Source organism: Pseudomethylobacillus aquaticus, assembly GCF_003730115.1.
GTDB lineage: Bacteria > Pseudomonadota > Gammaproteobacteria > Burkholderiales > Methylophilaceae > Pseudomethylobacillus > Pseudomethylobacillus aquaticus.
The window spans coordinates 37,867-61,267 of the sequence record NZ_RJVP01000006.1 but is presented as its reverse complement, the minus strand read 5'-3'; the positions used below and the strand labels follow the sequence as shown (position 1 = coordinate 61,267).

Below are 23,401 nucleotides of genomic sequence, written 5' to 3'. Positions count from 1 at the left end.
TTTTTCTGTCCGCCATGGCGTTTCTGCCCGCCAGGCAGGCTTGTCGTTCGTCATTCCCGCGAAGGCGGGAATCCAGGTCGTGATGGCTAGGTCGCGATGGTAAGGGGTGCGGTAAAAAACGCCGGTCTCACCCGGCAGACGGGTTACTTTCCTTTGCTCGCCCAAAGAAAAATAACCAAAGCCTAACCACCCCAAACCACCTAAAGCGTCGTCAAACAGTAACCATACTTTTTAAGTATTCTGGATCACGATATTCGGGAATTTGCTGGTGTGGTCCAGGCTCAGGTTGGCGATCTTGATCGCGGTCTTGCGGGCGATCTCCTTATAAGTGCTGGCGATCGCGCTGTCCGGCTCTGCCACTACGGTCGGCGTGCCACTGTCAGCCTGTTCGCGGATACGGATGTCCAGCGGTAAGGAGCCCAGCAGTTCCACGTTGTAGTCGGCGCACATGTGCGCCGCACCGCCTGCGCCGAAGATGTGTTCTTCATGGCCGCAATTGGAGCAGATGTGCGTGCTCATGTTCTCCACGATGCCGAGGATAGGGATGCCGACCTTTTCGAACATCTTCAATCCCTTGCGGGCATCAAGCAGGGCGATGTCCTGCGGGGTGGTCACGATGACTGCGCCCGTGACCGGGACTTTCTGGGCTAGCGTGAGCTGAATGTCGCCGGTGCCAGGTGGCAGGTCGATGACCAGATAATCCAGCTCTTTCCAGCGCGTGTCGCGCAGCAGTTGTTCCAGCGCGCCGGTGACCATCGGGCCGCGCCACACCATGGGCGTGTCGGTATCGACCAGAAAGCCGATGGACATGGCCTGCAGACCATGCCCCATCATGGGTTCTATGCTTTTGCCATCTTCGCTGTCAGGACGGCCGGAGATGCCCAGCATCTGCGGTTGCGAGGGGCCGTAGATATCCGCATCCAGGATGCCGACACGCGCGCCTTCGGCCGCCAGTGCCAGTGCCAGATTCACCGAAGTGGTGGATTTGCCTACGCCGCCCTTGCCGGAGGCCACGGCGATCACGTTCTTGACACCGTTCAACAGGCCCACGCCGCGCTGTACGCTGTGTGCAACGATGCGGCTGCCGATATTGACGGTGACGCCGGTCACGTCAGGCAGGCTGCGCAGTTCGGCTGCCACTAGCGCTTGCACGGATGCCATCACCGAATTGGCCGGATAGCCGAGCACGATGTCCACGGACACGTGACCGTCCTTGATCTGGATGTTCTTGGCCGATTTGCTGCTGACGAAATCACGTCCGGTGTTGGGGTCGATGAGCGCTTTGAGCGCGTTTTGGATCTGCGATTCGCTGATGGCCATGCTGTGTTCCTGACTGGGGATGTTGCGGTGAATGGGGCAAAATACGATTTTAGCGCATGTGACCTGCTGCTGCATGAGCGGTTCCAAACCAGCGCTGCGCGCAAGATAGCCATCAACAAGCGGGCTGCATTTGCTAAAATGTGTGCTTTCCCTTGAAAAATAAGCCTTCAGGCATCATGACCCGCAAACTCCTTGTTACCTCCGCCTTGCCTTATGCCAATGGCAGCATCCACCTTGGTCACCTGGTCGAGTATATCCAGACCGATATCTGGGTGCGCTTCCAGAAGATGCAGGGCCACAGCGTGCATTATGTGTGTGCTGACGATACGCACGGCACGCCCATCATGCTGCGCGCCGAGAAGGAAGGCATCACCCCGGAGGCCCTGATCGCCAAGGTGCATGCCGAGCACAGCGCCGATTTTGCCGAATTCCTGGTTGAGTTCGATAACTATCACTCGACCAACGCGCCAGAGAACAAACAGCTGTCGCAGCACATCTACCGCGCATTGCGCAGCAATGGCAAGATCGCCACCAAGACCATCGAGCAGTTCTACGACCCGGTCAAGCAGATGTTCCTGCCTGACCGCTTCATCAAGGGCGAGTGCCCCAAGTGCCACGCCAAAGACCAGTACGGTGATTCCTGTGAAGTGTGCGGTGCCACCTACAACCCGACCGAGCTGATCAATCCGTTCTCTGCGGTGTCGGGCGCCACGCCGGTACGCAAGGAGACCGAGCATTACTTCTTCAAGCTGTCCGAGTGCGAAGACTTCCTCAAGCGCTGGACGCGCTCTGGCACCTTGCAGGCGGAAGCCGCCAACAAGATGGGTGAATGGTTCGCTTCCGGTTTGTCGGATTGGGACATCTCGCGTGATGCGCCATACTTCGGTTTCGAGATCCCGGATGCGCCCGGCAAGTATTTCTATGTGTGGCTGGACGCGCCTATCGGCTACATGGCCAGCTTCAAGAACCTGTGTGACAAGCGTCAGCAATCAGCTGACGGCGATCAACAGGCGGGGCTGGATTTCGATGAGTATTGGAAGCAGGATTCCACCACCGAGCTGTATCACTTCATCGGCAAAGACATACTGTATTTTCATGCGCTGTTCTGGCCGGCTACGCTGGAGTATTCCGGCCACCGCAAGCCCACACAGGTATTCGCGCACGGTTTTCTGACCGTGAATGGCGAGAAGATGTCCAAATCGCGCGGTACTTTCATCACGGCACGCAGCTATCTGGAGCATGTGAAGAACCCGGAATACCTGCGCTATTACTACGCCGCCAAATTGAACGGCAGCATGGAAGACATCGACCTCAATCTTGAGGACTTCGTTGCGCGCGTGAACTCCGACCTGGTCGGCAAATACATCAACATCGCCAGTCGTTGTGCCGGTTTCATCAGCAAGCGTTTTGATGGCAAGCTCGCTGCAGCAAGCGACAACGCTGTGATCGCCGACCTGCGTGCGGCGGCCGCCAGCGTCGCGGACAGTTATGTGAACCGTGACTTTGGTCGTGCCCTGCGCGAGATCATGGCGCTGGCCGATAAAGCCAATGGCTATGTAGCCGAACATGCGCCCTGGGAAATGGCCAAGCAGCCTGGCCGCGAAGCCGAGCTGCATCGCGTCTGCTCGGACGCGCTGGAGATGTTCCGCTTACTGACGATCTACCTGAAACCGGTGCTGCCCAAGCTGGCTGTTTCCATCGAGCAGTTCCTGAATATTGCGCCTTTGAGCTGGGCCGATGTGGCAGCTGGCTTGCCAGCTGACCATGGCATTCAGACCTATCAGCATTTGATCACCCGTATCGACCCTAAACAGATTGAAGCCATGACCGAAGCCAATAAAGAGAATCTGCAACCGCAAAACGCATCTGCACAAGTGGCCGCGCCTGTTGCTGCAACGCCCGCCACTGACGAGCACCATATCTCCATCGACGATTTTGCCAAGGTGGATCTGCGTATCGCGCGTATCGTCGCTGCCAATCACGTGGAAGGGGCTGAAAAACTGCTGCAGCTGACGCTGGACATAGGCGAGGCAAACACGCGCAATGTGTTTGCAGGTATCAAATCCGCTTATGACCCGGCAACGTTGCAGGGCAGGCTGACCGTCATGGTGGCCAATCTGGCGCCGCGCAAGATGAAGTTCGGGCTCTCTGAAGGCATGGTGCTGGCCGCCAGTGATGAGCGTGGTGGCCCCTTCATTCTGTCCCCGGACAGCGGCGCGCAGCCTGGCATGCGCGTCAAGTAAACAGGATTGTTCACGGCTGGGATAACGATCAGCTGTGAGTATCAAACAACAATAAGAAAGCCCCGAATGGGGCTTTCCTAGTTTGTTCGCTGGTAATTTTGTTCGTTGGTAACGCCCTGGCGACAGCTGGATGTGAGGTCCTATTTCTTCACTTCTTTGACGATCTTTTCAGGTTTGGCAGCCACGGCTTTGCTGGCGCCCACGGTCAGTTCCTTTCTGACCTTTTCCATGGTGACGCTGCCGAAGCCCGGCACCTTGTCCAGATCGTCCACTGATTTGAACGCGCCATTCTTGCTGCGGTAATCCACGATGGCAGCAGCTTTGCTGGGGCCGATGCCGTTGACGCTTTCCAGCTCGCTGCTGCTGGCGCTATTGAGATCGACGGCCGCATGGGCCATCAGGCTGAACAAGAAAGTGAACAGCACAAGCACGGTACGCTGATACATGATAAACCTCCGTAATCTGGATGAATAGGTGTGCGGGTAAGGGCACAGCGCCATCATAAGCAGAGCGCTTGTGCTTAAATATCAGCCACCTGGATGGTTTTGGAGGGCCTGCATCAGTGCTGACAACTCGGCTGCATTGTTGCCATCCCCATGGTGGGGCAGTGTCATCTCATGCATGCGCGGTATGCAAACTCCATTAGAATGTGGCTATTCATACCAAGCGGCTAGCTAGAAAGAGTAGCCACTGGTATCGCAGTCAGGTAGATCGAATAACTTATGGAGGAGATGAACATGGTACCCGAGCAAACCTTGAGTCTGGCAGGCAAAGCGGCATTGATCACCGGAGGTGCAGTCGGCATAGGCCGTGCAACTGCCTTGTCCATGGGGCGTGCCGGTGCTTTCATCGGCATTCACTACTATTCCAGTCAGGCGGCTGCACAAGCGTTGCAGGCAGAATTGCAGGCGCTGGACATTCAATGCGTGCTGTTGCCGGGTGACCTGACCGATGAAGCGCAGGCGAAGCGCGTGGTGACCGACATGGTGGCAGCGGCGGGGCGCCTGGATATCCTGGTCAATAACAGCGGCGGACTGGTTAAGCGCGAGAAGATCGAGGACTGTTCGGTGGAAACCTGGCGCAAGTCGCTGGACCTCAACTCCACCAGTGCGTTTCTGGTGACCAAACATGCCATCCCGCACCTGCGCGCGACAGGCAGCGGGCGTATCGTCAATCTGCTGTCGCTGTCGGTACAGACCGGTGGCGCCAACGGTGCAGGTGCCTATGCGGCTGGCAAGGGGGCACTGATGGTGTTCACGCATACCCTGGCCAAGGAGCTGGCGCCGTTGGTACGTACCAACTCGGTGATGCCGGGCACGGTGGAAACACAGCACCACGAGATCCATTCCACGCCGGAGATGCTGGAAGCCTACCGCAAGCAAACACCGCTGGGCCGTAACACCTTTGCGGAAGAAGTGGCGAGTTCCGTGCATTTCCTGGCCAGCGACATGGCCTCGCACATCAATGGCGCGCTGATCGACATCAGCGGTGGCCGATTCCTGCGCTGATGCATTGTCCTTAAGACGTTTGCCTGCCTTTATCCCATAAAAAACGGGGTGCCAACTGGCACCCCGTTTTAGATCGCACTTCACTAATTCCAGATTGCGTTTTAGATAGAGCTTCGCTAACCAGTGACACCAGCACGTATGACCATTCAGGCCGCGCTCATTGAAGTGCACGCCTGCAGTCAGAAGCGGGTGTTAAGTTCCTCACGCAGTAGCGCCATGGTTTCGTCACTGAGCCGCTGGCCGTTTTTTCCGGTGATCAGGAAGGTGTCTTCCGCCCGATTGCCCAGCGTATTCACTTTGGCGGTCAGCAAGTGCACATCGTGTTGCAGGAACAGGTGGGCGATCTGCGACAGCAGGCCTGGCCGGTCGCCCACCACGATATCCAGCGTATGGTTGGCGCTGCTGTCATCGCCACGGATGTCGATGCTGGAGTTGATCGGCATGTGTTTGACCTGCCGGCTCAGACGTCCCTGTAGTGGGCCCTCCACCGGCGTGGTGGCCTGCAGGCGCTGTGTCAGCTCGTATTCGATGTAGTTGAGCAGGTCGCGGTAACGTACGTTCTTGTCGTTCGGGTTCAAGACCAGGAAGCTGTCCAGTGCATAGCCGTGACGCGTGGTGTGTACCTTGGCTTCCAGGATGCTGTAACCGATGCGTTCGAAGAAGCCGCAGATGCGTGCGAACAGGTCGTCGCGGTCCAGCGTGTAGATCATGGTCTGGATGCCATCACCACCCGGACTGAGCCGCGCACGCACGATAGGCTCGCTGCTCTTCAGGTGTGCCAGCAGCAAACGGCTGTGCCAGGCGATCTCAGTGCTGTCATGACGCAGAAAATAGCTTTTGCCCAGTTGTTCCCATAGTGGCTGATAGGCGACAGGCATGACCCCGTAATGACTGAGGATGGACTGCGCTTTTTGCTGACGGGCCGTGACTTCGGCGTCCAGGGACTGCTGGCTGCCACGCAGCAGACGCTGCGCTGCGACGAACAATTGTTCCAGTAACTTGGCTTTCCAGGCGTTCCAGACCTTGGGGCTGGTGCCGCGTATGTCGGCCACGGTGAGCAGGTAGAGCGCGACCAGACGGCGCTCGCTGCCCATGCGACGGGCAAAGCCTTCCACGACCGCCGGGTCGGACAAATCCGACTTCTGTGCCACGCTGGACATCACCAGATGCATGTCGACCAGCCAGGCCACCAGTTCGCTATCATCGCGCGACAGTCCGTGCAGACGGCAGAAACGGCGTGCATCGACGGCACCCAGGGTGGAGTGATCGCCACCGCGTCCCTTGGCGATGTCATGGAACAGGGCGCCCAGGTAAAGCAGATGTGGCGCATCGAACTGGCTGAACAGCTGGCTGCACAAGGGGAATTCGTGCGCGAATTCGGGCATCACGTAGCGGCGCAGGTTGCACAGCACATTGAGGATGTGTTCATCCACGGTGTAGACATGGAACAGGTCGTGCTGCATCTGACCGATGATGCGCCCGAAAGCCGGGATATAGCGCCCGAGGATGCCGTAGCGGTTCATCAATGTCAGCGCATGGGTCACACCGCTGCGTTGCTGCAGGATCTTCAGGAACAGGGCTTTATGCTCGGCCTGCTGACGGAACTCGCGGTTCACCAGGTTCTTCACGCGGTGCAGCGTGCGCAGCAGGCTGGCACTGAAGCCAGTCACGCCGGGATGTTGCAGCAATAAAAAGCATTCCAGGATGGCAGCGGGGCGGCGCTGCAACAGGCTATCCGAACGCAATTCCAGCAGGCCGTTGTGCGACTGGAACTGGTCGTTGATGACCAGCATTTCATGCTGTTTTGGATTGAGACGCTCATGCAGCAGCTGCAGCAGGATCTCGTTGATGAGGATCACGAACTTGGCACTGCGGTAGAACTGATACATCAGTTGTTCGCTGGCACGTCGCCGTTTGCTGGTGACATGACCCAGCGCGCGCGCCATGTCATTCTGGAAGTCGAACACCAATCTGTCTTCGCGGCGATGGGCCAGATAATGCAGGCGTATGCGCAGCATTTGCAGATAGCGTTCATGGCGGCGGATCAGACTGCCTTCCTGTTTGCTGATCAGGCCATGCTCTACCAGCGCGCCCCAGCTTGCGCCCAGGTGCTGGCTGCGCGCGATCCACAGGATGGTTTGCAGGTCGCGCAAACCGCCCGGACTTTCTTTGATGTTAGGCTCAAGGTTGTAAGCGGTGTCGTTGAAGCGGGCATGGCGCTGTTGCTGTTCCAGCATCTTGGCAGCGAAGAACGGTTGCGGGTCTGCTTGAGTGGCAGCACAGAATTGCCGATAGCGGCCAGCTTTGCCACATAGCAGGCGCGCCTCCAGCATATTGGTCTGCACGGTGGGGTCTTTGCGCGCTTCTTCCACGCATTCGCTAAGGCTGCGTACGCTGTGCCCCACCGCCAGGCCCACGTCCCACAACAGCCCGATGAGGTTTTCCAGCGCCAGATTGACGCGCTCATCGGCATCATCCGGTAGCAGGATCAGCAGGTCGACATCGGAATACGGGAACAGCTCGCCGCGGCCATAACCGCCCACGGCGATCAGACACAAGTCGGCTTGCATGCCGGATCGCTGCCAGATGTCGCGCAGCAGTTGATCGACCAGCTTGCAGTGCTGGCGTAGCAAACTGGTCGTGCTGCCCGATTGCTCGAACGCAGCGCGCAAGGCCGCCTGGCCAGCTTGCAGGCGCGCGCGCCAGGCCTTGGCTGTCAGCATCTGCGTATCGCGTGCTTGCTCGCACTGCGCGGACATGCGGGTGCCAGACATACGGAGACTTAGCTTGCCTGGATGATGGACGGGATGGCAGGTGAGCCAGCGGATACGGTCAACACTTCGTAGCCGTCTTCTGTGACCAGCACCGTGTGCTCCCATTGCGCAGACAGGCTGTGATCCTTGGTGACGATGGTCCAGCCGTCGTTGAGCTGTTTGATGTCACGACGTCCGGCGTTGATCATGGGCTCGATAGTGAAGATCATGCCGGCCTGTAGCTTGAGCCCGGTGCCGGGGCGGCCGTAATGCAGCACTTGCGGATCTTCATGGAATTTCTTGCCTATGCCATGACCGCAGAACTCGCGCACGACGCTGAAGCCGCTCTTCTCGGCATACACCTGGATGGCATGGCCGATGTCGCCCAGTGTGGCGCCTGGCTTGACCTTGGCGATACCCAGCCACATGCATTCATAGGTGATCTCGCACAAGCGCTTGGCCTGGATGGACGGTTCGCCGACGAAGAACATACGGCTGGTGTCGCCGTGGTAGCCATCCTTGATCACGGTGATGTCGAGATTGACGATGTCACCCTGCTTCAACACCTTTTCGCCGGGCACGCCATGGCAGATCTGATGGTTCACCGAAGCGCAGATGGACTTGGGGTAGGGCGTATGGCCTGGCGGTGCGTAATTGAGCGGTGCCGGGATGGTCTTCTGCACATTGACGATATAGTCATGGCAGAGCTGGTCAAGTTTCTCGGTGGTCACGCCCGGTTGCACATAGGGCGTGATGTAATCCAGTACTTCAGAGGCGAGTCGGCCGGCGACGCGCATTTTTTCGATATCGGTTTGATTTTTGATGGAGATTGCCATAGTGATCAGCAGCATGGCCGGACAGGAAGCGGCGCCGAAACGGGTATGCCGATGACCTGCCGCGACCGAGGTTTTCCTTGAGTCCAGACAGGCGCTTATGGTAGCATACGCCGCCGCTCAAAAAGGGCGGTAATTCGCACGCATCCCCGCTCAAGGGTGTCTGGTTCGCCAGATGTTGTTGGGGATGCGGAAGTCATAACCCGAGACTGGAGATTAATATGTCCGTAACCATGCGTCAAATGCTGGAAGCCGGTGTGCATTTCGGCCACCAAACCCGTTACTGGAACCCGAAAATGGCCCCCTACATTTTCGGCGACCGCAACAAGATTCATATCGTCAACCTGGAAAAGACCCTGCCACTGTTTGAGGATGCCCTTAAGTATGTGCGCCAGTTGGCCTCCAACAAGGGCCGTATCCTGTTCGTTGGCACCAAGCGCCAAGCCCGTGACATCGTCAAGGAAGAAGCCAGCCGTGCCGGTTGTGCTTACGTTAACCATCGTTGGCTCGGCGGCATGCTGACCAACTTCAAGACGGTCAAGCAATCCATCAAGCGTCTGAATGACTACGAAGTCATGATGCAAGACGGCACCCTGGAAAAGTTCGGCAAAAAAGAAGCCCTGGGCTACAAGCGCGAAGTTGAGAAGCTGCAGCGCTCCATCGGCGGCATCAAGGAAATGGGCGGCCTGCCTGACGCCATCTTCATCATTGACGTGGGCCACGAAAGCGGCGCAGTGAATGAAGCTGCCAAGCTGGGTATCCCGGTCATCGGCGTTGTCGATACCAATAACTCCCCGGACGGCATCACCTACGTCGTTCCTGGCAACGATGACTCCAGCCGTGCCATCCGTCTGTATGCCCGTGGTATCGCTGATGCGGTACTGGAAGGCCGTAGCAGCGTGCTGGCTGACATCATCAAATCTTCTACCGAAGAAGAGTTCGTTGAAGTCGAAGAGCTTGCAGCAGAGTAAGCATCTGCCTGAAAAAGGGGCGTGAGCCCCTTTTTTATTGCCCGTTTTATTACATGTGTTACCGGTCGCGGTGAGCAAATTGCGGTGACCGGCATTCAACAGATCAGATTAAGGAGTGAAAAATGGCTGAAATTACCGCATCCATGGTGAAAGAGTTGCGTGAGCGTACCGATGCACCCATGATGGACTGCAAGAAGGCGCTGACCGAAGCTGAAGGCGACATGACGCGTGCAGAAGAGATCCTGCGTGTGCGTTTCGGCAACAAGGCCAGCAAGGCTGCAGGCCGTGTCGCTGCTGAAGGCAGCGTAGGCATCAGCATCAGCGCAGACGGCAAGACCGGTGCCATGGTGGAAGTCAACTCTGAAACCGACTTCTGTGCCAAGAACGAAGAGTTCCTGGCATTCGCACGCGATCTGGCCACCGTGATCGCAGAAAAGCAACCTGCGGATATCGCCGCCGCCGCTGCGCTGCCACTGCGTGACAGCACCGTTGAAGACGTGCGTGCACAACTGGTAGGCAAGATCGGCGAGAATATCACGCCACGCCGTTTCGTTGCGCTGCAAGCGCAAGGCAAGCTGGCCAGCTATGTACACGGCGGCAAGATCGGTGTGCTGGTTGACTTGGTGGGTGGCGATGACGCGCTGGCCAAGGACGTCGCGATGCACATCGCGGCCGCCAAGCCCAAGTCGCTGGATGCCAGCGGTGTCGATCAGGCCCTGATCGAAGCCGAGCGCCGCGTCGCCATCGAGAAGGCCAAGGAAGCCGGCAAGCCGGAAGCGATGCTGGAAAAGATCGCCGACGGCACCGTGCAGAAGTTCCTGAAGGAAGTGACCCTGCTGAGCCAGCCTTTCGTCAAGGACGACAAGGTCACCATCGAGCAGCTGCTGAAGTCCAATGGCGCCAGCGTGGCTTCGTTCACCATGTACGTGGTGGGTGAGGGCATCGAAAAAGTGGTGACCGACTTTGCTGCCGAAGTGGCTGCTGCTGCCAAGGTGTAAGCTGGTTTCAATACCCGCCATGCAATAACAGCGGCTTTATCTTTGAAAGTAAAACGCCTGAATCGGGCTTTGTTGCCTCGATTTTCCGGCTTGGACTTTTCAGGCTGAAGCCCGCTGCAACAAAGTGATGAAAAACGTGGATTGCCGTTTATAATGGCATCCACGTTTTTTTACGACGAATCGCACAGGAATTTCATGACCGTGACTGCATCAATACCGGCCTACAAACGTATCCTGCTCAAGCTCTCCGGCGAAGCCCTGATGGGGGATGACAGTTACGGCATCAACCGTGCCACCATCACCCGTATCGTGGCTGAAATCAAGGAAGTCGTCGATCTGGGCGTGCAGGTCGGTGTAGTCATCGGCGGCGGCAATATCTTCCGCGGTGTCGCGCCCGCAGCAGAAGGCATGGACAGGGCCACGGCCGATTACATGGGCATGCTGGCCACGGTGATGAACGCGCTGGCACTGCAGGATGCCATGCGTCATATCGGGCTCAAGGCGCGAGTGCAGTCCGCACTCAATATCGAGCAGGTGGCCGAACCTTACATCCGTGGCAAGGCGATCCGCTATCTGGAAGAAGGCCGTGTGGTGATCTTCGGTGCTGGTACCGGCAACCCGTTCTTCACCACGGATACGGCGGCAGCTTTGCGTGGCATGGAGATCAACGCCGAGATCGTGCTCAAGGCCACCAAAGTGGACGGCGTGTACACCGATGACCCGAAGACCAATCCCGAGGCGATGCGCTACGCCACGTTGACTTTCGACGAAGCCATCATCAAGAACCTCAAAGTGATGGATGCCACTGCGCTCACGTTGTGCCGTGACCAGAAGCTGCCCATTTCCGTATTCAGTATTTTCAAGCAAGGTGCGCTGCGGCGTGTGGTGATGGGTGAGGATGAAGGCACCCGCGTCACCCCCTGAGTCACCTGCCAAGCAAGGAGAAATCAATGATCAATGACATCAAGAAGAACGCCGAACTGCGCATGCAGAAATCGCTGGAAGCGCTCAAGAACGATCTGGCCAAGATCCGTACCGGCCGCGCCCATGCCGGCCTGCTGGACCACGTGATGGTGGAATATTACGGGTCCATGGTGGCCGTCAACCAGGTGGCCAATGTCAATCTGGGCGATGCGCGTACCATCAATGTGCAGCCGTATGAAAAGAACATGATGGGCAAGGTCGAGAAAGCCATCCGCGATAGCGATCTGGGCCTGAACCCGGCCACCAATGGTGACATCATCCGCGTGCCCATGCCCATGCTGACCGAAGAGCGCCGCCGTGAATTGACCAAAGTGGTCAAGACCGAAGGCGAAGCCGCCAAAGTGGCCATCCGCAATCAGCGTCGTGATGCCAACGATGCCTTGAAGAAACTGGTCAAGGATAAAGAGGCCAGCGAAGACGACGAGCGCCGTGCACAGGATGACGTGCAGAAGCTGACCGATCGTTACGTGGCTGAGGTTGACAAGATGTTGCAAGTCAAAGAAACGGAACTGATGGCGGTATAAGCCGCCTTCCAGCATTCGTCTCTCCTTTTCCGGAGCCCTGATTGGCGATATTTTCCAGCTCCACCCAGACAGTCCCCACTACTGCCACCACGCCCAGACACATTGCCATCATCATGGATGGCAATGGCCGCTGGGCCAAAAAGCGTTTGCTGCCACGCATCGCCGGGCACAAGCGCGGCATGGACGCGGTGCGCGATATCGTCAAGCATGCTGCCACGCGCGGTGTTGGTTACCTGACCTTGTTCGCCTTCAGTAGCGAGAACTGGCGACGGCCTGCCGATGAGGTGAGCTTTCTGCTCGGTTTGTTCGTGGAGGCACTTAAATACGAAGTCAGCAAGCTGCATGACAATGGCATACGCCTGATCATGATCGGTGACCGTTCCCGTTTCGATGCGGCGCTGCGCGAGCAGATCATGGCGGCCGAAGCGTTGACGGCAGCCAACACCGGCCTGACGCTGACCATCGCCGTCAACTACGGTGGTCGCTGGGATGTGGTGCAGGCCATGCAGCGCTTGCTGGCCGAACAGGGCACCCAGCCCGCTGATCTGGATGAGCAGACACTGGCCTCCTATCTTTCCATGGCCTACGCGCCGGAACCGGATCTTTTCATCCGTACTGGCGGCGAACAACGCATCAGCAACTTCCTGTTGTGGCAGCTGGCTTATACTGAGCTTTATTTTACTGATACGCTCTGGCCCGATTTCAATGCCGCAGCGCTGGATCTGGCGATCACCTCCTACCAGCAGCGCGAACGCCGCTTTGGTCGAACCAGCGATCAACTTACCTCTGAGGTTCCTTCCTAGATTATGTTCAAAGCACGTGTATTAACCTCACTCCTGTTAGTGCCGGTGTTTGTTTTGACCTTGTTCATGCTGCCTTATCAATACTGGGCTGCGCTGATGCTGGGCATCGCCAGCATCGCGGCCTATGAATGGGGTGGCATGACCGGCATGGGTAAGCTGGCTCGCCATGTGTACTGGTTGCTGACGCTGGTGACTGGTCTGTTGTTGGTGTTTGCGGCTGACTGGCATCTGGTGGATGTGAACTGGCTGGTGCAGATGCAGCAGTGGATGACGTTCTGGGGGATTTTGGTGGGCAGTCTGTTCTGGTTGCTGATCGCCCCGGCCTGGCTGGCGACCCGTCACCATTTCCGTCATCCTTTGTTCATGGCCCTGATCGGCTGGCTGGTGCTGCTGCCGATGTGGCTTGCCATGTTGAGTCTGCATACGGTCAGCCCCTGGCTGGTGTTCGGTCTGCTGTTGACCGTATGGATCGCTGACAGCGCGGCCTATTTTGTGGGCAAACGTTTCGGCAAACGCAAACTGGCACCCAGGATCAGTCCGGGAAAAACCTGGGAAGGCGTGCTTGGCGCATGGCTTGCAGTGACGATCTATGCTTCCCTGCTGTGTTATCTGGTGCCGTTCGACTGGTGGCTGGTGCCCATGCTGTGGGGCGTGACCGTATTGAGTATCATCGGCGACCTGTTGGAATCCCTGATCAAACGTCAGGCGGAACTCAAGGACAGTGGTGGTTTGTTGCCCGGACATGGCGGGGTGCTGGACCGTATCGATGGCCTGACCTCCAGCCTGCCGCTGGCGGCGTTGTTCATCTATTTCCCGCTGTACATGTCCGTGCTGGATACCTATGTCTGATCATCTGTCTGGCGCTGTGTCGAAGGCTACGCCACGCGTGCAGCAGGTCACCATTTTGGGCGCGACCGGAACCATAGGCCAGCAGACACTGGACGTGATCGCACGCCACCCAGACCGGTTCAGCGTCTATGCGCTGAGTGCCCATGCGCGTGTAGATGCCTTGTTTGAACAATGTGTGCGTTTTCAGCCACGTTATGCGGTGATGCTGGATGCAGATGCCGCCGAGCGCTTGCAGCAGAAGTTGCAGGTCGCCGGACAAGCGACGCAGGTGCTGCAGGGCATGGCCGCCATGGAGCAGATCGCCTCGGACCCGCAAGTAGATGCCGTGATGGCCGCCATCGTCGGGGCCGCGGGTCTGCGCCCTGCGCTTGCTGCCGCCCGCAGCGGCAAGCGCATCCTGCTGGCCAATAAAGAAACACTGGTGATGGCAGGCCATCTGTTCATGCAGGCAGTGGAGCAGGGCGGTGCGACCTTGCTGCCTATCGACAGCGAGCACAATGCGGTGTTCCAGGTCATGCCAGCCTCACACCGTGGCGATCTTGCCGCTGCAGGCATACGCCGCATCCTGCTGACGGCTTCAGGTGGGCCGTTCCGCAAGCTGGATCGGCATGCCTTGCAAACCGTGACAACGGCGCAAGCCTTGCACCATCCCAACTGGGTGATGGGCCCCAAGATCACCATCGATTCAGCCACGCTCATGAATAAAGGTCTGGAAGTGATCGAGGCGCACTGGCTGTTCGCAGCGACCCCGGACCAGATCGACGTGGTGGTGCATCCGCAGAGCGTGATCCATTCCATGGTGGAATACATAGACGGTTCGGTGCTGGCGCAACTGGGTAATCCGGACATGCGAACGCCGATCGCCTATGCGCTGGGGTATCCGCAGCGGCTGGAGAGCGGTGTCGCGGCGCTGGACCTGTTCAAGATCGGTCATTTTGATTTTGAAGCGCCCGATTTGCAGCGCTTCCCTTGTCTGCGGCTGGCCTATGAAGCACTGCGTGCTGGCGGTAGCGCTTCGACGGTGCTGAACGCGGCCAATGAGGTGGCCGTGGCCGCCTACCTGGCCCACGACATCGGCTTCATGGATATTCCGCGTCTCATCGAGCAGGTGCTTGCGCAAACGGCACTGATACAGGCGGACACTCTGGCTGACCTGGAAGCGGTGGATGCCCAGGCGCGTCACGATGCCCATGCCTGGATGGCGCGTCAGAACTTGAAAAGGTGCGTCTCATGATCACCTTGCTGGCTTTCGTGGTGACGCTGGGCATACTCATCACCGTGCATGAGTATGGGCACTTTCAGGTGGCGCGCTGGTGTGGCGTCAAGGTGCTGCGTTTCTCCATCGGTTTTGGTAAGCCCTTGTGGCGTCGCCGATTCGGTCCGGACCAGACCGAATTCGTGTTGGCCGCGATCCCGCTGGGCGGGTATGTGAAGATGCTGGGGGAGCGCGAGACCGAGGACGATCCTGCCATGACCGCAGCAGAGGAAGCGCGTGCCTTCCACCGCCAGTCGGTGTGGAAGCGCATCGCCATCGTGTCGGCAGGCCCGGCAGCCAATCTGCTGCTGGCGGTCCTGATCTACTGGTTGCTGTTCATGCATGGCGTGACGGGTGTCAAGCCTCTGATCGAACAGCCCTTGCCGGATACGCCCGCCGCACTGGCGGGGATCAAGCAGGGGGAGCTGGTCCTGGCTGTGGATGCCGAGCCGGTACAAACCTGGCAGGACGTGCGCTGGATGCTGTTGCAGAAAGCGCTCAAGCATACGCAAGTGACCCTTGAAACCCGTGATGACAGCGGGCAGCGCTATCAGCGTCATGTGACCTTGTCCGGTATTTCCGAGCAGGATATTGAAGGCGATCTGCTGCACTCACTGGGTTTGCAGCCTTTACGGCCCATCGTGCCTGCGCGTGTGGGCATGGTGGTCGATGGTGGTGCCGCGCAGCAGGCGGATTTGCGTCCTGGTGATCTCATCACGCAAGTGAATAAGGTCAATATCTATAGCTGGCAGGAACTGGTCGAGCGCGTGCAGAGCAGTCCGGGACGTGCCCTGAGCCTGGATCTGCTGCGTGATGGCCGCAGTATGCAAGTGCAGGTCTTGCCGGAGGTAGTGCAGCAGCAGGGCCGTGCTACCGGCCGCATCGGTGCGGCGAATGCAGCCGATGGCAGCGAGCAGCAGTACCTGGTTGAAACCCGCTACGCCCCATTCCCTGCGTTGATGAGTGCGCTGGTTAAAACCTGGGAAACGGCGCTGTTCAGTTTGAAAATGCTGGGCAGCATGCTGACCGGGGATGTGTCCTGGAAGGGCATCAGCGGACCGATCACCATTGCCGATTATGCCGGTCAAAGCGCGCAGATCGGTTGGAAGTCGTTCATCGGTTTCCTGGCCCTGGTCAGTATCAGCCTGGGTGTGCTCAACCTGCTGCCCGTGCCTGTACTGGATGGTGGGCATTTGTTGTATTATACCGTTGAGATTGTGAAGGGTAGTCCTGTGTCCGAAGCAGTGATGGCGACCGGACAGCGTTTGGGCATATTGCTGCTGGGCTCGCTTATGGTGCTTGCCTTCTACAATGACATTAATAGATTGGTAACAGGCTAAACTGAATATGAATCTGGCTAAGATGCTGCGGCAACTGATGTGGGTGCTGGTAGCGGTATATGCAGGGAATGCAGTAGCGATCGAGCCTTTTGTAGTGAAAGACATCCGTGTCGAGGGGCTGCAACGTACTGAAGCGGGTACCGTATTCAGTGCGCTACCGGTGCGTGTCGGTGACAGCATGAACGAAGATAAGGCTGCTCAGGCCATCAAGTCCCTGTATGCCACTGGCTTTTTCAAGGATGTGCGTCTCGAAGTTGATCAGAACGTTCTGGTCGTTACCGTGCAAGAGCGTGCTGCCATTGCCCAGATCACCTTTTCCGGGAATAAATCCTTCCCCAGCGACAAGATGAAAGAAGGCCTCAAGCAGACGGGTCTGTCTGAAGGGCTGATCTTCGATCGCGCCTTGCTGGACAAGGCCGAGCAGGAGATCAAACGTCAATACCTGTCGCAGGGTAAATACGCCGCGACCGTGAAGACGGTCATCAGCCCACTGGAACGTAACCGTGTTGGCGTGCGCTTCGATATCGAGGAAGGTGCGGTTTCCAAGATCCGCTCCATCAACATCGTCGGTAGTCGCGCGTTCAAGAACGAAGTCTTGCTGGAACAGTTCAAGCTCACCACACCGGACTGGATGAGCTGGTGGAGCAAGAACGATCAATATTCCAAACAGAAGCTCACCGCCGATCTTGAATCGTTGCGTTCTTTCTATATGAATCAGGGGTATCTTGAGTTCAACGTGGATTCGACGCAGGTCTCGATCACACCAGATAAGCGTGATATCTATATCACGGTGAACATCACTGAAGGTGAAAAGTACAAAGTCACCGATGTGAAACTGGCTGGTGAGATGTTGTTGCCAGAAGAAGATCTGCGCAAGTTGATCTCGGTCAAGCCGGGTGAGCTGTTCAATCGCCAGAAGATCACCGAATCGAGCAAAGCGATTAGCGATCGCCTCGGCAATGAAGGTTATGCGTTCTCCAATGTGAATGCTGTGCCGGACGTGAACAAGCAAGAGCACACGGCGGCGTTCACCTTCTTTGTGGACCCAGGTCGCCGTGTCTATGTGCGTCGTATCAATCTGACGGGTAACACGCGTACCCGCGATGAGGTGTTGCGCCGTGAAGTGCGTCAATTCGAATCTGGTTGGTATGCGGCAGACAAGATCGAACGCTCCAAGCAACGCCTGGACCGCCTGCAGTTCTTCAGTGAAGTCAATGTCGAGACCCCCGCTGTGGCAGGTACCACGGATCAGGTCGATCTGAATATCAGCGTCAAGGAGAGGTCCACGGGTAGCGTGCTGTTCGGTGCTGGTCTGTCCAGCGCTGAAGGTGTGGTGCTGGGGGTGACCGTCAACCAGACCAACTTCCTGGGAACAGGTAACCGGGTGACCGCGCAGTTGAATACCGGCCGCATCAACACCGTGTATTCCTTGTCCTACACCGATCCTTACTTCACTCCGGATGGCATCAGTCGCGGCTTTGATATCTACCGCCGTGATGTGGATACTTCAACGCTTAATACCGGTAACTACAAGACCTCCTCATATGGTGGTGGCGTGCGTTTCGGTGTACCTTTGAATGAGCGCGATTCCATCACCATGGGCTTGGCGATCGATTACACGCAGGTTGAGTTGAATGCAGACAGTCTGGGGCGTTACGTTGATTTCTGCGGCGGCAATAGCGCGGCAGGGATCGGCAGTTCGGGTTGCGATAATATCTCTTTACCAGCCACCCTGACCTTGACGCGTGACACGCGCGACAACATCCTGTTCCCTAACAAGGGTACTTTGCAACGCCTGACTGGTGAAGTGACGGTGCCGGGTCTGGATCTGGAATACTACAAGCTTGAATACAAGCATTCCTGGTACAAGGATATAAGCCGGAACGTGACCCTGCTGCTTAACGGTGAAGCAGGTTATGCTGATTCGTATGGCGATGGCCCTTATCCGTTCTTCAAGAACTTCTACGTCGGCGGTGTGAATACTGTACGTGGCTATGACACCAGTGCCATTGGCCCGCGCATTACGGAAACCAGCACTAGCGGCCGACAATCCAGTTTTGCTCTGGGTGGTACCACCAAACTGGTCGGTAACGTTGAACTGTTCTTCCCGATCCCGGGTGTCAAGGATGCCAAGCAGCTGCGTATGAGTACTTTTGTGGATGCGGGTACCGTCTATGGTCAGGGTGATCCTGTCTCCTTGGGCGAGTTGCGCTATTCTGCTGGTATCGGCGTGGCCTGGTTCTCGCCTTTCGGACCGATCAAGCTGGTCGCTGCCAAGGCACTGAACGCGCGTGAAGATGACAGAACCCAGATCTTGCAATTCCAGTTTGGTACACAGTTCTGATACTGCCCATTCCATATGAACCAAACCCTATCGCAATTAGGAGAAATCAATTGAATACGTTGTTGAAATGCTTGTTGGCAGTCGCGCTGGTCGCTTCGACGGTCCCCGCAACCGCGAACGAAATCAAAGTCGGCTATGTGCAGGTCGACAAGATCTTGCAGGACGCGCCACAGACCGCAGAAAGCGGCAAGAAGCTGGAGAAGGAGTTCGCGCCACGTACCCAGGAACTGGATCGCATGCAAAAGCAGATCCGCGATTCCGAAGCTGCGCTCACCAAGGATAGTCTGACCATTTCTGATACAGATCGCCGTAACAAGGAACGCGATATTTCCAATCTCAAGATCGAGTTCCAGCGTAAACAACGCGAACTGCGTGAAGACGTCAATCTGCGCAAGAACGAAGAGCTGGGCTCTCTGCAAGACAAGATCAACAAGGCGGTGACGGCTGTTTCCGAAGCTGAGGGCTATGATCTGGTGATCTATAGTGGCGTGGCGTTTGCCAGCAAAAAAGTGGATATCACCGACAAGGTGCTCAAGTCACTGGGTAAAAAGTAAGGCTTGGGTATCCGTAACAGGCAGCAGGCCGTGCACTACACGCTGCGTGATATCGTTGATGAGCTTGGCGGCCAGTTGCTTGGTGACGAGACTATCGTTATCACACGCGTGGCCTCCTTATCACAGGCTGTCGCTGGACAGATCGGCTTTCTGACGGATCGCAAATACCTCACCCAGCTACGTGAGACCGCAGCCAGTGCGGTGATCCTGTCACCGGTGAACCAAGAATTGACTGATCTGCCACGGATTGTCACAGACAATCCGTATGCTTATTTCGCAAAACTCTCTGCGCTCCTCAATCCGGTGTTCATCCCTGCGCCTGGCGTGGCGACGACTGCTAGCGTGGATAGCAGTGCGGTTGTGCCAGACAGCTGCAGTCTCGCCCCCGGCTGTGTGATCGAAGCAGGTGTGGTGCTTGGTGAGCGCGTTTCTATCGGCCCTAACAGTGTGGTCGGGCGTAATACACGCATCGGTAACGACAGCACCTTAGCGGCGAACGTGACGGTCTATCATGACTGCACGATAGGTGAACATTGCAATCTGTTCTCTGGCGCGGTGGTCGGTGCCGATGGGTTTGGCTACGCGCCAGAGCATGGTCAATGGACCAAGATCCCGCAGGTGGGGCGTGTGCTGATCGCCGACCATGTAGATATCGGGGCGAATACCACCATCGATCGTGGTGCGCTGGATGACACCATCATCGAGCAGGGCGTCAAGATCGATAATCTGGTACAGATCGGTCACAACTGCCGCATAGGGGCTCATACGGTCATTGCCGGTTGTGTCGGGATCGCAGGCAGCGCGGTGATCGGCCAACACTGCCGTATCGGTGGTGCCGCCATGGTGCTCGGCCATTTGCAAGTGGCTGACCATGTGACCATCTCGCCTGGCACCATGATCACGCGCTCATTGCTGCAGGCGGATACCTATACGGCGTTGATGCCGTTCCAGGCACATCGCCAGTGGCTGAAAACGGCAGCGAATATCCGGCATCTGGGTGACCTGGATGCCGAAGTCAGACAATTAAAACATGAGCTTGCGGCGCTGAAACTGGCGCTCGGGCCAACAACTGATCAGCATTAAGGAACTGTCATGAGCGAGCAAGCCGTCACCAGTATGGATATCCACGAGATCCTCGATCATCTGCCGCACCGCTACCCGTTCATGCTGGTAGACCGTGTGGTGTCGCTCGAAGTCGGTAAAGAGATCGTTGCGATCAAGAATGTCAGCATGAATGAGCCATTCTTTCCTGGCCATTTCCCTTACCATCCGGTGATGCCTGGGGTGTTGATCGTGGAAGCGATGGCGCAGGCCGCTGCCATCCTGTCGTTCAAGACCATGAATACCAAGCCCAGTGATGATTCTGTCTATTATTTCGCTGGTATCGACAGTGCACGCTTCAAGAAGCCGGTTTCGCCTGGTGATCAACTGGTGCTTAAGGTCAAGATCGACCGCATCCTGCGCGGCATCTGGAAATACTCCGGCCAGGCCCTGGTCGACGATGTCGTCGTGGCCGAAGCTGAAATGATGTGTATCCTCAAGGCAATCGAATAGTCTGGTCATATGAGCAAGTTACACCCTACTGCCATCATCGATCCTCGCGCAGAGCTGGACAGCAGCGTTGAAGTCGGTCCTTACAGCATCATAGGCGCTGATGTGCAGATCGATGCAGGCACGCGTGTCGGCAGTCACGTCAATATCAGCGGCCCGACCCGTATCGGCAAGAATAACCAGATCTTCCAGTTTTCATCGCTGGGTGCTGCACCGCAGGACAAAAAATTCCGCGATGAGCCCACGCGCCTCGAGATTGGTGACAACAACACCATACGCGAGTTTTGTACCTTCAACCGCGGTACGGTGCAGGATAAAGGCGTGACCAGCATAGGCAGCGATAACTGGATCATGGCTTACGTACATATCGCGCATGATTGCCAGGTCGGCAATCACACCATCCTGGCCAATAACTCCTCGCTGGCCGGTCATGTGGATATACACGACCATGCCATCCTGGGTGGTTTCACACTGATCCATCAGTTCTGCAAGGTTGGTTCCCATGTCATCACCGCGGTTGGCTCGGTGGTGTTCAAGGACATCCCGCCCTATGTGACAGCGGCTGGCTATGATGCCAAGCCGCATGGCATCAACAGTGAAGGTCTGAAGCGTCGTGGTTTTACGCCCGACGCAATCATGGAGATCAAGCGCGCCTACAAGACCCTGTACCGCAAGGGGTTGACGCTGGATGAAGCCAGGCAGCAACTAGGCTTGCAGCAGCAAACCGTTGCCGAGATCGGGCTGCTGCTCGATTTTCTCGCCATTTCCAGCCGTGGCATTGTCCGCTAATGCCCACGATAGGGATTGTGGCCGGAGAAGCTTCCGGTGATCTGCTAGGCAGCCACCTGATCCGTGCGCTCAAGGCGCAGCGGCCAGACCTCAGATTCGTCGGTATTGCCGGCCCCAAGATGCAAAGCGAGGGCGCGCAATCGCTGTTCCCCATGGAGCGTTTGGCAGTACGCGGTCTGTTCGAAGTATTGCGGCATTTGCCTGGGCTGTTACGACTGCGCAAACAACTGCTGCGGCACTTTCTGGATAACCCACCCGATCTGTTCATCGGCATCGATGCGCCGGATTTCAATTTCACGCTGGAGCGTAAACTCAAGCGCAAAGGCATACGCACCATCCATTACGTGAGCCCTTCGATCTGGGCCTGGCGCAAAGGTCGTCTGGGCAAGATCAAGCGTGCTGTCTCACACATGCTGGCACTGTTTCCGTTCGAGCCTGCGCTGTATGAAAAGGTCGGCATCCCGGTGAGTTATGTTGGCCATCCGCTGGCCGATATCATTCCTCTCGCGTCACAGTATCAAACTTCACGTGAGCAATTGCGCATCCGTGATGGCCTCGCGGTGATCGCCATGCTGCCAGGCAGTCGCCAGAGCGAGGTGGAGCAGCTTGGTGACCTGTACGTGAAAACTGCCAAGAAGATCCTGCAGGATCAGCCCAATGTGCAATTCCTGGTGCCGCTGATCACACGCGAGACACGCGACATCTTCCAGCAGGTCATCTACGCCAACCAGGCCGAGCATCTGCCTATCAAGGTGATGTTCGGACATGCGCATCTGGCCATGGCGGCAGCAGATGCCGTGATCGTGGCGGCTGGCACTGCCACGCTGGAAGCAGCACTCCTCAAGCGGCCCATGGTGATCACCTACCGCATGCCGCGTCTGAGCTGGATCTTCCTCAAGCGCATGAACTATCTGCCTTATGTGGGCCTGCCCAATATCCTGGCAGGCAAGTTCGTGGTGCCCGAGCTGCTGCAATATGAAGCGACACCCGAGCGCATCGCCGAGACCGCGCTCAAGCTCATCAGTGACCGCGAGCTGGTCAAGGACATCGAGCAGCAATTCACCGTGTTGCATCAGCAATTGCGTCAGGATACTGCGAGCAAAGCGGCGGCTGCCGTGCTGCAATATCTATGATGCTGTGCGGTGTGGATGAGGCCGGTCGCGGCCCACTGGCTGGCGCGGTGTTCGCTGCCGCAGTCGTGCTGGACCCGGCACGTCCCATCGCCGGCCTGGCCGATTCCAAGACACTTTCCGCTAGTCAACGCGAGTTTCTTGCCAGCGAAATCAAACAGCACGCGCTGGCTTGGTCCATTGCCAGCGCCAGCGTGGAAGAAATCGACCAGCTGAATATCCTGTGGGCCAGCATGCTGGCCATGCAACGTGCCGTCGAAACACTCAAGGACAGAGCCGGATCGATGTGCATCCCCGAGTTGGTACAAGTGGATGGTAATCGTTGTCCTAAACTGAGCTTGCCATGCGAGGCTATCGTCAAGGGGGACAGCAAGGTGATGGCGATTGCGGCGGCATCCATCCTCGCCAAAACCGCGCGCGATGCCGATATGCTGAGCATGCATGCGCAATATCCGCAATACAACTTTGCCCGCCACAAGGGTTATCCCACCCCCGAGCATCTGGCTAATCTGGCTAAGCACGGGGTTTCAGCGGTGCATAGACGCAGCTACGCGCCAGTCAAACAATACCTGCTGTAAGCACTCTCGTACTCATTGCCCGCACTCATCGCCGTTCGTTAACCGCTTGTTGATCGGCCGATCTTACTGCTTAT

21 protein-coding genes are annotated in these 23,401 nt (G+C 57.3%); 17 read left to right on the top strand and 4 right to left on the bottom strand.

The window, feature by feature from the left end; genetic code table 11:
* Positions 1-231 precede the first annotated feature (231 nt).
* Positions 232-1,320, bottom strand: a complete 1,089-nt coding sequence (gene apbC / locus ED236_RS10610; RefSeq protein ID WP_123237953.1) for an iron-sulfur cluster carrier protein ApbC — start codon at positions 1,318-1,320, stop codon at positions 232-234.
* A gap of 176 nt (positions 1,321-1,496) precedes the next feature.
* On the opposite strand from apbC, the gene metG reads away from it, so the two are divergent.
* The gene (metG, locus tag ED236_RS10605; RefSeq protein ID WP_123237952.1) at positions 1,497-3,563 is read left to right on the top strand and encodes a methionine--tRNA ligase; all 2,067 of its coding nucleotides are present in this window, start codon (positions 1,497-1,499) and stop codon (positions 3,561-3,563) included.
* Between the two features lie 140 nt (positions 3,564-3,703).
* Here the strand turns inward: metG and ED236_RS10600 are convergent, their stop codons facing one another.
* Entirely contained in the window at positions 3,704-4,009 is a 306-nt protein-coding gene (locus tag ED236_RS10600; RefSeq protein WP_123237951.1) for a ComEA family DNA-binding protein, read from the bottom strand.
* 291 nt (positions 4,010-4,300) lie between these two features.
* On the opposite strand from ED236_RS10600, the gene ED236_RS10595 reads away from it, so the two are divergent.
* Complete coding sequence (locus ED236_RS10595; protein WP_123238031.1) at positions 4,301-5,071, top strand: SDR family NAD(P)-dependent oxidoreductase; 771 nt, start codon at positions 4,301-4,303, stop codon at positions 5,069-5,071.
* Positions 5,072-5,250: 179 nt separating this feature from the next.
* Here the strand turns inward: ED236_RS10595 and ED236_RS10590 are convergent, their stop codons facing one another.
* Together ED236_RS10590 and map are read right to left on the bottom strand one after the other, a co-directional pair.
* Positions 5,251-7,794 (bottom strand): [protein-PII] uridylyltransferase, encoded by a 2,544-nt coding sequence (locus ED236_RS10590; RefSeq protein WP_123238030.1) that lies wholly within the window; start codon positions 7,792-7,794, stop codon positions 5,251-5,253.
* 59 nt (positions 7,795-7,853) lie between these two features.
* Complete coding sequence (gene map / locus ED236_RS10585; RefSeq protein WP_123238029.1) at positions 7,854-8,660, bottom strand: type I methionyl aminopeptidase; 807 nt, start codon at positions 8,658-8,660, stop codon at positions 7,854-7,856.
* Positions 8,661-8,878: 218 nt separating this feature from the next.
* On the opposite strand from map, the gene rpsB reads away from it, so the two are divergent.
* From rpsB to rnhB, 15 genes are all read left to right on the top strand, one after another.
* The gene (gene rpsB, locus ED236_RS10580) at positions 8,879-9,628 is read left to right on the top strand and encodes a 30S ribosomal protein S2 (RefSeq protein WP_123237950.1); all 750 of its coding nucleotides are present in this window, start codon (positions 8,879-8,881) and stop codon (positions 9,626-9,628) included.
* Between the two features lie 122 nt (positions 9,629-9,750).
* On the top strand, positions 9,751-10,626 hold the full coding sequence (tsf, locus tag ED236_RS10575; protein WP_123237949.1) for a translation elongation factor Ts: 876 nt from the start codon (positions 9,751-9,753) through the stop codon (positions 10,624-10,626).
* Positions 10,627-10,821: 195 nt separating this feature from the next.
* On the top strand, positions 10,822-11,550 hold the full coding sequence (pyrH, locus tag ED236_RS10570) for a UMP kinase (RefSeq protein WP_123237948.1): 729 nt from the start codon (positions 10,822-10,824) through the stop codon (positions 11,548-11,550).
* 26 nt (positions 11,551-11,576) lie between these two features.
* The gene (gene frr, locus ED236_RS10565; protein ID WP_123237947.1) at positions 11,577-12,134 is read left to right on the top strand and encodes a ribosome recycling factor; all 558 of its coding nucleotides are present in this window, start codon (positions 11,577-11,579) and stop codon (positions 12,132-12,134) included.
* A gap of 41 nt (positions 12,135-12,175) precedes the next feature.
* Complete coding sequence (locus ED236_RS10560; RefSeq protein ID WP_123237946.1) at positions 12,176-12,937, top strand: isoprenyl transferase; 762 nt, start codon at positions 12,176-12,178, stop codon at positions 12,935-12,937.
* Between the two features lie 3 nt (positions 12,938-12,940).
* Positions 12,941-13,786, top strand: a complete 846-nt coding sequence (locus ED236_RS10555; protein ID WP_123237945.1) for a phosphatidate cytidylyltransferase — start codon at positions 12,941-12,943, stop codon at positions 13,784-13,786.
* Entirely contained in the window at positions 13,779-15,020 is a 1,242-nt protein-coding gene (gene ispC / locus ED236_RS10550; RefSeq protein WP_193726098.1) for a 1-deoxy-D-xylulose-5-phosphate reductoisomerase, read from the top strand. The genes ED236_RS10555 and ispC overlap by 8 nt, the downstream gene beginning before the upstream one ends.
* On the top strand, positions 15,017-16,381 hold the full coding sequence (gene rseP / locus ED236_RS10545) for an RIP metalloprotease RseP (RefSeq protein ID WP_123237944.1): 1,365 nt from the start codon (positions 15,017-15,019) through the stop codon (positions 16,379-16,381). Before ispC ends, rseP begins: the two co-directional genes overlap by 4 nt.
* A 7-nt stretch (positions 16,382-16,388) precedes the next feature.
* Positions 16,389-18,725: an outer membrane protein assembly factor BamA gene (gene bamA / locus ED236_RS10540; protein WP_123237943.1), complete on the top strand. Its 2,337-nt coding sequence runs from the start codon at positions 16,389-16,391 to the stop codon at positions 18,723-18,725.
* A gap of 59 nt (positions 18,726-18,784) precedes the next feature.
* A complete protein-coding gene (locus ED236_RS10535; protein WP_420820423.1) occupies positions 18,785-19,279 on the top strand; it encodes an OmpH/Skp family outer membrane protein in 495 nt (164 codons plus the stop codon).
* Between the two features lie 3 nt (positions 19,280-19,282).
* Positions 19,283-20,362: a UDP-3-O-(3-hydroxymyristoyl)glucosamine N-acyltransferase gene (gene lpxD / locus ED236_RS10530; protein ID WP_240032127.1), complete on the top strand. Its 1,080-nt coding sequence runs from the start codon at positions 19,283-19,285 to the stop codon at positions 20,360-20,362.
* 9 nt (positions 20,363-20,371) lie between these two features.
* Positions 20,372-20,833, top strand: a complete 462-nt coding sequence (gene fabZ / locus ED236_RS10525) for a 3-hydroxyacyl-ACP dehydratase FabZ (RefSeq protein WP_123237940.1) — start codon at positions 20,372-20,374, stop codon at positions 20,831-20,833.
* 9 nt (positions 20,834-20,842) lie between these two features.
* A complete protein-coding gene (gene lpxA, locus ED236_RS10520) occupies positions 20,843-21,619 on the top strand; it encodes an acyl-ACP--UDP-N-acetylglucosamine O-acyltransferase (RefSeq protein WP_123237939.1) in 777 nt (258 codons plus the stop codon).
* Positions 21,619-22,752 (top strand): lipid-A-disaccharide synthase, encoded by a 1,134-nt coding sequence (lpxB, locus tag ED236_RS10515; protein WP_123237938.1) that lies wholly within the window; start codon positions 21,619-21,621, stop codon positions 22,750-22,752. Before lpxA ends, lpxB begins: the two co-directional genes overlap by 1 nt.
* Positions 22,749-23,327: a ribonuclease HII gene (gene rnhB, locus ED236_RS10510; protein ID WP_123237937.1), complete on the top strand. Its 579-nt coding sequence runs from the start codon at positions 22,749-22,751 to the stop codon at positions 23,325-23,327. The genes lpxB and rnhB overlap by 4 nt, the downstream gene beginning before the upstream one ends.
* The last annotated feature ends 74 nt before the right edge of the window (positions 23,328-23,401 follow it).

Bases quoted from the DNA above. Each gene is read 5' to 3' on its own strand.
- apbC (WP_123237953.1), bottom strand. From the start codon at position 1,320: ATGGCCATCAGCGAATCGCAGATCCAAAACGCGCTCAAAGCGCTCATC.
- metG (WP_123237952.1), top strand. From the start codon at position 1,497: ATGACCCGCAAACTCCTTGTTACCTCCGCCTTGCCTTATGCCAATGGC.
- ED236_RS10600 (WP_123237951.1), bottom strand. From the start codon at position 4,009: ATGTATCAGCGTACCGTGCTTGTGCTGTTCACTTTCTTGTTCAGCCTG.
- ED236_RS10595 (WP_123238031.1), top strand. From the start codon at position 4,301: ATGGTACCCGAGCAAACCTTGAGTCTGGCAGGCAAAGCGGCATTGATC.
- ED236_RS10590 (WP_123238030.1), bottom strand. From the start codon at position 7,794: ATGCTGACAGCCAAGGCCTGGCGCGCGCGCCTGCAAGCTGGCCAGGCG.
- map (WP_123238029.1), bottom strand. From the start codon at position 8,660: ATGGCAATCTCCATCAAAAATCAAACCGATATCGAAAAAATGCGCGTC.
- rpsB (WP_123237950.1), top strand. From the start codon at position 8,879: ATGTCCGTAACCATGCGTCAAATGCTGGAAGCCGGTGTGCATTTCGGC.
- tsf (WP_123237949.1), top strand. From the start codon at position 9,751: ATGGCTGAAATTACCGCATCCATGGTGAAAGAGTTGCGTGAGCGTACC.
- pyrH (WP_123237948.1), top strand. From the start codon at position 10,822: ATGACCGTGACTGCATCAATACCGGCCTACAAACGTATCCTGCTCAAG.
- frr (WP_123237947.1), top strand. From the start codon at position 11,577: ATGATCAATGACATCAAGAAGAACGCCGAACTGCGCATGCAGAAATCG.
- ED236_RS10555 (WP_123237945.1), top strand. From the start codon at position 12,941: ATGTTCAAAGCACGTGTATTAACCTCACTCCTGTTAGTGCCGGTGTTT.
- ispC (WP_193726098.1), top strand. From the start codon at position 13,779: ATGTCTGATCATCTGTCTGGCGCTGTGTCGAAGGCTACGCCACGCGTG.
- rseP (WP_123237944.1), top strand. From the start codon at position 15,017: ATGATCACCTTGCTGGCTTTCGTGGTGACGCTGGGCATACTCATCACC.
- bamA (WP_123237943.1), top strand. From the start codon at position 16,389: ATGAATCTGGCTAAGATGCTGCGGCAACTGATGTGGGTGCTGGTAGCG.
- fabZ (WP_123237940.1), top strand. From the start codon at position 20,372: ATGAGCGAGCAAGCCGTCACCAGTATGGATATCCACGAGATCCTCGAT.
- lpxA (WP_123237939.1), top strand. From the start codon at position 20,843: ATGAGCAAGTTACACCCTACTGCCATCATCGATCCTCGCGCAGAGCTG.
- lpxB (WP_123237938.1), top strand. From the start codon at position 21,619: ATGCCCACGATAGGGATTGTGGCCGGAGAAGCTTCCGGTGATCTGCTA.
- rnhB (WP_123237937.1), top strand. From the start codon at position 22,749: ATGATGCTGTGCGGTGTGGATGAGGCCGGTCGCGGCCCACTGGCTGGC.